A 6,928-nucleotide genomic window follows, 5' to 3' on the forward strand; every position below is an offset into this window, starting at 1 on the left:
CCGGCTCTAACCGAGGCGGCGGGGGCCCCAGTACCATAAGCGTAGCCTTGACGTTCCGCGTGAAGCAAGAAATTTTTGCCTGCGTTCTCGTTGGAAAAGCAGTTTCGTCCAAGCGAAGCGCGTTTAACTGTTTTCCAACTCTTAATTAAAAGGCAAAAATTTCTTGTAGCGGGTTGTCACCGGTGGAGCGTTGGTACTGGGGCCCCCGCCGCCGGCGACTTACCTCGAATACGAACTGGGTACTATTCCCCTGCAAACTGTAATTTTCCACTGGTTTCGATGCGGCGTTAGGGGCTGGGGCGTGTTCGTCAGATGGTGTGATTTATGTTATAATAGCCCCGTAATGATTTATGAAATTTCTTTTATTTATAGAGGCAGAGGGGGAGCAAGTTGCGCATCGTAGTGGTAGGTGCCGGTAAGCTGGGGTATAGCATTGCCGAGCTGTTGTCAAAGGAACAATTTGATGTGGTCGTTGTGGACCAGGATGAGAGCCAGCTGGAAGCAGCGAAAAACACGCTGGACGTGCTTACCATTGCGGCCAATGGTGCCAGTCCGATTACTATGAATGACCCGGATATTCGTGACTCGGATATCCTTATTGCTGTTACCGCCAGCGATGAAGTCAATATGGTCAGCTGTATTCTGGCAAAGAAGCATGGCATCAAGCATACGATTGCGCGGATTCGCGATATGCAGTTCATGAGTGAAGCCAAGGATTATCTTAAAGATAACTTTGACATCGACCTCATGTTGAATCCGGAGCTTATTACCGCAAACGAAATCAATCGCATTCTGATGACGCCGGCGGCACTCGATGTTGAGGATTTCGCTCATGGCAAAATCCGCTTATTCGAGACGAAGGTTCAGCGCAAATCGCCGCTGGCCCGGGTTCCGCTCAAGGATATTCAACTGCCGAAAGGCGTGTTGGCTGGTATGATTTTCCGGGACCATCGCATGATCATTCCTCATGGTGACGATTGCCTGCTGCCTCATGATAATGCCTATTTCATTGGCATTCCGGAGGAGATTGAGAAGTTCAGTCAGAGCTTTGTCCAGCGCGATGCCCGTAAGCTTCATCGCGTGGTCATCATTGGGGCTGGCCGTGCCGGAAGGGCGCTGGCGACAATGTTTGACAAGCAGGATGTCCATGTAAAGGTTATCGACCAGGATCGCGAGCGCTGCCGGATGATGGCTGGGATGCTCGAAAACGGTATCGCAATCTGCGGTGATGGTACGGATATCGATCTGCTCACGGAAGAGGGCGTAGCCGAGGCCGATGTAGTCGTTTGCCTGACGGAGGATGATAAGCTCAATCTGATGCTGGCACTGCTTTCCCGTCATTTGTCGGGCAATAAGACCAAGACGGTTGTTCGCGTTGCCCGTAATGAATATGTAGAGCTTATGGAGAAGGTTGGTGTCGATATCGTTTTGTCGGCACGTTTGCTTTCGGCTAGTGAGGTGCTGGCTTTTGCTCGTCGCGGTGGTGTCGTGTCGGTATCGCTCTTGGAAGGTGCCAAGGCTGAGGCCGTGGAAGTTATTGTTCAGCAGGGGGCACCGGTCGCTGGGAAACGCCTGATGGATGTCAAGCTGCCACGGGAGTGTCTGGTTTGTGCTTACGTTCGCGATGGCGAGGCGGTTATCCCAAATGGTAATACGGTACTGCAGCCTGGTGATCGGACCATCCTGTTTATCCAGACGAAATTCTCGCAGAAGGTTATTCAGTATTTCAAGGGCAGGGACTGATATGGTACTGATGGAAAAAGGAAGCGGCTGGGAACTTTTTTGGCTGCTGATGGGGCGTACTTCTGCGCTCTTGGGAATGGCGCTTTTGATTCCTGCGGCGGTGGCACTGTTTTGGCAGGAGCCGGAGGCTTGGCTGTTTTTGATGCCGGCTAGTTTTGCGCTGTTTCTTGGGGTTCTCATGATGTGGATGGGGCAGGAACACATGCGCCAGCTGACGATTCGTGAGGGAGCACTCTTTATGGTGTTGGTCTGGCCGTTTATGGGCGTAATCGGGCTGATGCCGTATTATAGTTCCGGCCTGCTGCCTGACTGGTTTTCGGCATTTTTCGAGAGTATCTCTTCGCTTACGACGACGGGGCTTTCGTGCTTACCTTTTGACCGCGCGGGCTTGCCGCGCTCTTTGCTTTTATGGCATACGCTGATGAGTTGGCTGGGCGGGCTTACCTTTGTATCTGTATTGGTTACGGTGCTGCCGCAGGTCAGTGGTTGTTTCGGTTTGACGCTTTCCGCGCGGCAGACGATTTTTTTCAGTCCGGTTTGGAACCGCATGAGCCAGTCCGTTAATCAGGGGGGCAGTGTTTATTCGATTTTGACGCTGCTGGTTGCCGTGCTTTTCTGGCTGGCGGGGCTTTCGCCGTTTGATGCCTTGCTTCAGTCGATGTTGACGATTTCCTCTAGTGGCGGCAGCTCGGTGGCTTCGTTTATGTTCTATGATAATGTCTGGTTGGAATTAGCTGCTGTGCTGGCTATGGTGATTTCGGGCATGAATCTATTGCTTTGCTGGAAGGTTTGGAATCGCAAAAGTTTCCGGCTGCTATGGAAGGATACGGAACTGCGAGCTTTTTTACTGATTTTCCTGGCGGCCGGCGTGATGATTTCGCTTCATTTATATCTCATGCAGTGCTATGGGATCGCAGGCAGTATCCGTTATGGTTTCTTCCAGGCGATTTCGTTCTTATCGACCAGTGGTTTTGCTTCGGCGGGCTTTTGGTATTGGCCGGATTTTGACCGGTATGTTTTATTTTTGCTGGTATTTGTGGGCGGATGTATCGGCTCTGCTGGTGGTGGCCTGAAAGTGGTCCGCCTTTTGGTGCTTTTGCGGATGGCCCGGGCAGAAATTCATCGGACGCTGCATCCGCATATGGTTGTCAGCGTCAAGATGGATGGTTTGCCGGTCGCGGCTAAGATTGTCGGGCGCATTCTGGCATTTTTCTTTTTATATATGTTGATTTTTACGGTGTTTTCCTTGTTGATTTCCATTACCGGATTGGGGCTGCTTCCTTCGATGGGGATTGCTGCAGGCTGTCTGACCAGTACAGGCTCCACGGCGGCGCTCTTTGGAATCAGCAGTTTGGCTTTCCTGCCCGATTGGGCGAAATTCGTTTGCAGTTTGCTGATGATTATCGGACGTATCGAAATTTTTTCTTTTTTGATTTTGGTCGATGTGGGCGTGCGGATGCTCCACCAGAAGTGGTGAAACTATGGATTTAAAAATAGTTTGTTATATTTTGGGACGATTGGTAATTGCCGAGACGATTATCATGCTCATTCCCTTTTTTATGGCCTTGTACAATAGTGAGGCAAGTATCCAGGGCTTTGCGGTGGCTTTGGGACTTTGTGCGTCGGTGGGAATGGTGCTTTTAAGCAATGGCCGTGTGCGTGTGGATCATCTGACCATGCGCGAGGGCATTGCCATCACGGGCATTGGCTGGATTCTGGCAACGGCGCTGGGGATGCTTCCCTTTGTCTGTGGTGGGTATCTGGGCGTTCTCGATGCTTGGTTTGAAAGCATTTCGGGCTTTACAGGAACCGGTGCAACCGTTATGGAAACTTTGTCCGTCATTCCGCCTAGTATCTTGTTTTGGCGCATGATGACGCATTGGTTCGGCGGCTTGGGGATTATCGTCATCTTTATTGCCTTGCTGCCACAGACGGGACAGAGCACGGTTTATATGTATAACGCGGAGACGACTGGCCCCACCCGGGAGCGTGTTTTGCCGCGGCTTAGGGATATGACCAAGGCGTTGTTTCAGATGTATCTGATGTTTACTGTGACCGCCATGGTTGTTTATTCTTTTTGTGGACTGTCCCTTTACGATGCAGTAACCCATGCCATGAGTACCATCGGAACGGGTGGATTTTCTACTTATGACGATAATGCCATGCATTTTGACAACATTCCGCTGGAAGGGTGGATGACGTTTTTTATGATTCTGGCTGGCGGAAACTTTGGCCTTTATTACCGCATTTGGCACAAGGGGCCAGGGGTGATCCGTCATAATTCAGAATTCAAGGCGTATATTGGCATCGAGCTGGCGGCTATGCTGCTGATTACCGGTAATCTGGTTTCTTCTATGGGGGTAAATCCCTTTGAGGCGTTTCGCTATGCCAGTTTCCAAGTTGGCTCCATTTCGACTACGGGGTTCGTTTCGGCAGATTTTGACCAGTGGCCGGGGTTTTCCAAGGGGATTTTGCTATTGTTGATGATATGCGGTGGCTGTGCAGGTTCGACGGCTGGCGGCATGAAGGTAAGCCGCATGGTCTTGTTGGTGAAAAATGCCTGGGCGGTAGTCCATCAAAAATTGTCACCGCGCCGGGTAGTGGAAGTCCATATGAATGGCAGTAAGGTGGATGAAGATACCCTGCTTCGCGTGGGGCAGTTCTTTTTCCTGTATATCTTGTTCATCGTATTTTGGGCCCTGCTGTTGACGGCGGATGGATTGCCGATATTCGACTCACTCGGGATAAGCATTACGGTTATGGGAAGTGTCGGTCCGGCGTTTGGGGTTGCTGGTGCAACTTGTACATATGCTGGTTTATCGGTCTTTGCCAAGAGCATCCTTTGCGTCGCCATGCTGCTTGGACGCCTGGAGATGTTTACGCTGCTTATTATGCTGTCGCCAGATTTCTGGCAAAAGGGAAACCGCTGGTAAAAGGGAAGGGGATTTTTTCGTGCTGAGTAATTTATTTGTGGCGATTGGCGCCGTCGTGCCGATGTTCTGCTTGATTCTTATCGGCGTATTCGTCAAGCGGACGAAAATGCTGACGGATGAGGAGCTGGTTCATACGAATCGCATGGTGTTCCGCGTCTTTTTCTTTTGCATGATGTTTTACAACATCTATACGACGGATTTATCGGCTACCTTTCGTCCGGGACTTATGTTGTTTGGCGGCGTTGGGGTTATTGCGGTATTTTTGCTGGCGACGCTGTTTGTCTGCCAATGCGAGCCGAGCAATAAGCGGCGCGGGGCTATGATTCAAGCGATTTTTCGCAGTAATTTCGTCCTGATGGGGATTCCGCTCGTGAGCAATATTTTTGGAGAGGATCAGCTGGCCCTGCCGTCGATGATGATTGCCATCATTGTGCCGATTTATAATGTGGTGGCGGTGTTCGTGCTGGAAACGTTCCGTGGCGGTCGTTTTTATCTGCCGGGTATCCTGCTGGGCGTGCTGAAAAATCCGATGATCCTCGGCGCAATTGCGGCCGTGCTATTCCTGCTGGTAGGCGTTCCGGTGCCGGCGCCGGTTTTAAAGCCAATCAAACAGGTGGCGGCGGCGACGACACCGGTAGCGTTGATTATTCTGGGCGCTTCTTTTAAGGGCAGCAGTTTTCATGCCCATGTAAAGCAGTTGGTGGCTTGTGTAGCGGCCCGCCTGATCCTCGTGCCAGCGCTCATGATCAGCTTGGCGATTTATCTGGGGTTCCGGGATATGGAACTCATCACGATCACGGCGATTTTTGCTTCGCCTTGCGCCGTGGCCAGCTTTGCCATGGCACAGCAGATGGGGAGCGATGCGGATTTAGCAGGGAACTGTGTCGTCTATACCAGTGCGCTTTCCTGCTTGACGCTTTTTGGCTGGGTGTTTGCCTTAAAGAGTTTTGGCCTGTTCTGAGGATGGGGTTAAGTTGACGGTATTCCGCTGGTCCGATATAATTAGGATAGTGTGATTTTGAATGAAAGACTTGGTTTGACGGGTTGATTTAGAAGGAGTGTCCGCGAGTGAAAAAAGCAATCGTATGCGGTGTGGCTGTTGCCGTAAGTCTCTTGTTCGGCGGCATGGCACCGGCTATGGCTGCGCAGGAGCAGGCAGCGCAGGCCGAAGAACAGCAGAAATATGTAGAATCGGACGATGTATTCCGCACGGCGGGACTGGGCAGCGGCCAGTTGACGGGGGAATACCGTTTGACGAAATACGATGTTATTTCCTTGAATATTGTCGGCTTTCCCGAGGGGCTGGGGTATGATACGGGCAGCAGCTCGAATGAGTTGCTGATTGGCCCGGATGGCCGTGCGGCGATTCCTTATATCGGCAATGTGAAATTAGCGGGCTTGACGCTCAATGAGGCAAAAGCGCTCATCCAGAGCAAGCTTTCCGAATACATCCGCATTCCGAGCATGTCGGTATCGGTTAAGACTTATGGCAAGCGTAAGATTTACGTCATGGGCGAAGTGGCTAAACCGGGAATCCAGGAACTGGATATCGACAGCCTCAATGCCTATGCCGCCATCACTTCGGCAGGTGGCTTCACCAAGCGCGGCCGCAGCACGCGTGTACAGGTACTGCGCGTTATCGATGACACGATGTACTATACGCAGCTGAATATGAAAACGTATGTAAAACGTCATGACCTGACGCAAAATGTCGTCTTGCAGGATGGCGATATCGTCTATGTACCGAAATCCAGCGGTATTCGCTGGAACGAGGACGTATTGCCGTATGTCAGTGCTTGGGCATTATATAAGAATTTGACCGATTGATCGGGGCTCAACAGGAACCGCTGGTTTGTAAAGAACCGGCGGTTTTTTGTTGCGCAAATTACAGTTTGTAGGTTCGTATTAGCGAGTTCGTGTTCGAAGCAAGTCGTCGGCGGCGGGGGCCCCAGTACCAACGCTCCACCGGTGACAACCCGCTACAAGAAATTTTTGCCTTTTAATTAAGAGTTGGAAAAAAGTTAAACGCGCTTCGCTTGGACGAAACTGCTTTTCCAACGAGAACGCAGGCAAAAATTTCTTGCTTCACGCGGAACGTCAAGGCTACGCTTATGGTACTGGGGCCCCCGCCGCCTAGGTTAGAGTCGGCACGAATTGCTGCGCCCTCGGAGGGGGTAGCCCTGCGAAACTCGCCACATCCTCAGCCGCCGCTAGGGGCAGTGCCATAAACGAAGCGTTTGATGTTTTCCGTG

5 protein-coding genes are annotated in these 6,928 nt (G+C 51.4%); all 5 read left to right on the forward strand.

What is annotated here, in order from left to right; translation table 11 throughout:
- Positions 1 to 390 precede the first annotated feature (390 nt).
- Positions 391 to 1,743 carry a Trk system potassium transporter TrkA gene (gene trkA / locus T504_RS0111925; RefSeq protein WP_033171288.1) on the forward strand — a complete coding sequence of 451 codons (1,353 nt, stop codon included), beginning with the start codon at positions 391 to 393 and terminating at the stop codon, positions 1,741 to 1,743.
- Between the two features lies 1 nt (position 1,744).
- Positions 1,745 to 3,220: a TrkH family potassium uptake protein gene (locus tag T504_RS0111930; protein ID WP_051635358.1), complete on the forward strand. Its 1,476-nt coding sequence runs from the start codon at positions 1,745 to 1,747 to the stop codon at positions 3,218 to 3,220.
- Positions 3,221 to 3,224: 4 nt separating this feature from the next.
- Positions 3,225 to 4,676, forward strand: a complete 1,452-nt coding sequence (locus T504_RS0111935; RefSeq protein WP_033171289.1) for a TrkH family potassium uptake protein — start codon at positions 3,225 to 3,227, stop codon at positions 4,674 to 4,676.
- A gap of 19 nt (positions 4,677 to 4,695) precedes the next feature.
- Entirely contained in the window at positions 4,696 to 5,637 is a 942-nt protein-coding gene (locus tag T504_RS0111940) for an AEC family transporter (RefSeq protein WP_033171290.1), read from the forward strand.
- A 107-nt stretch (positions 5,638 to 5,744) separates the two neighbouring features.
- On the forward strand, positions 5,745 to 6,503 hold the full coding sequence (locus tag T504_RS0111945) for a polysaccharide biosynthesis/export family protein (RefSeq protein ID WP_033171291.1): 759 nt from the start codon (positions 5,745 to 5,747) through the stop codon (positions 6,501 to 6,503).
- The last annotated feature ends 425 nt before the right edge of the window (positions 6,504 to 6,928 follow it).

Origin of the sequence: Selenomonas sp. ND2010, from assembly GCF_000702005.1 — a bacterium.
Taxonomy (GTDB): domain Bacteria; phylum Bacillota; class Negativicutes; order Selenomonadales; family Selenomonadaceae; genus Selenomonas_A.

Bases quoted from the DNA above. Each gene is read 5' to 3' on its own strand.
- T504_RS0111930 (WP_051635358.1), top strand. From the start codon at position 1,745: ATGGTACTGATGGAAAAAGGAAGCGGCTGGGAACTTTTTTGGCTGCTG.
- T504_RS0111935 (WP_033171289.1), top strand. From the start codon at position 3,225: ATGGATTTAAAAATAGTTTGTTATATTTTGGGACGATTGGTAATTGCC.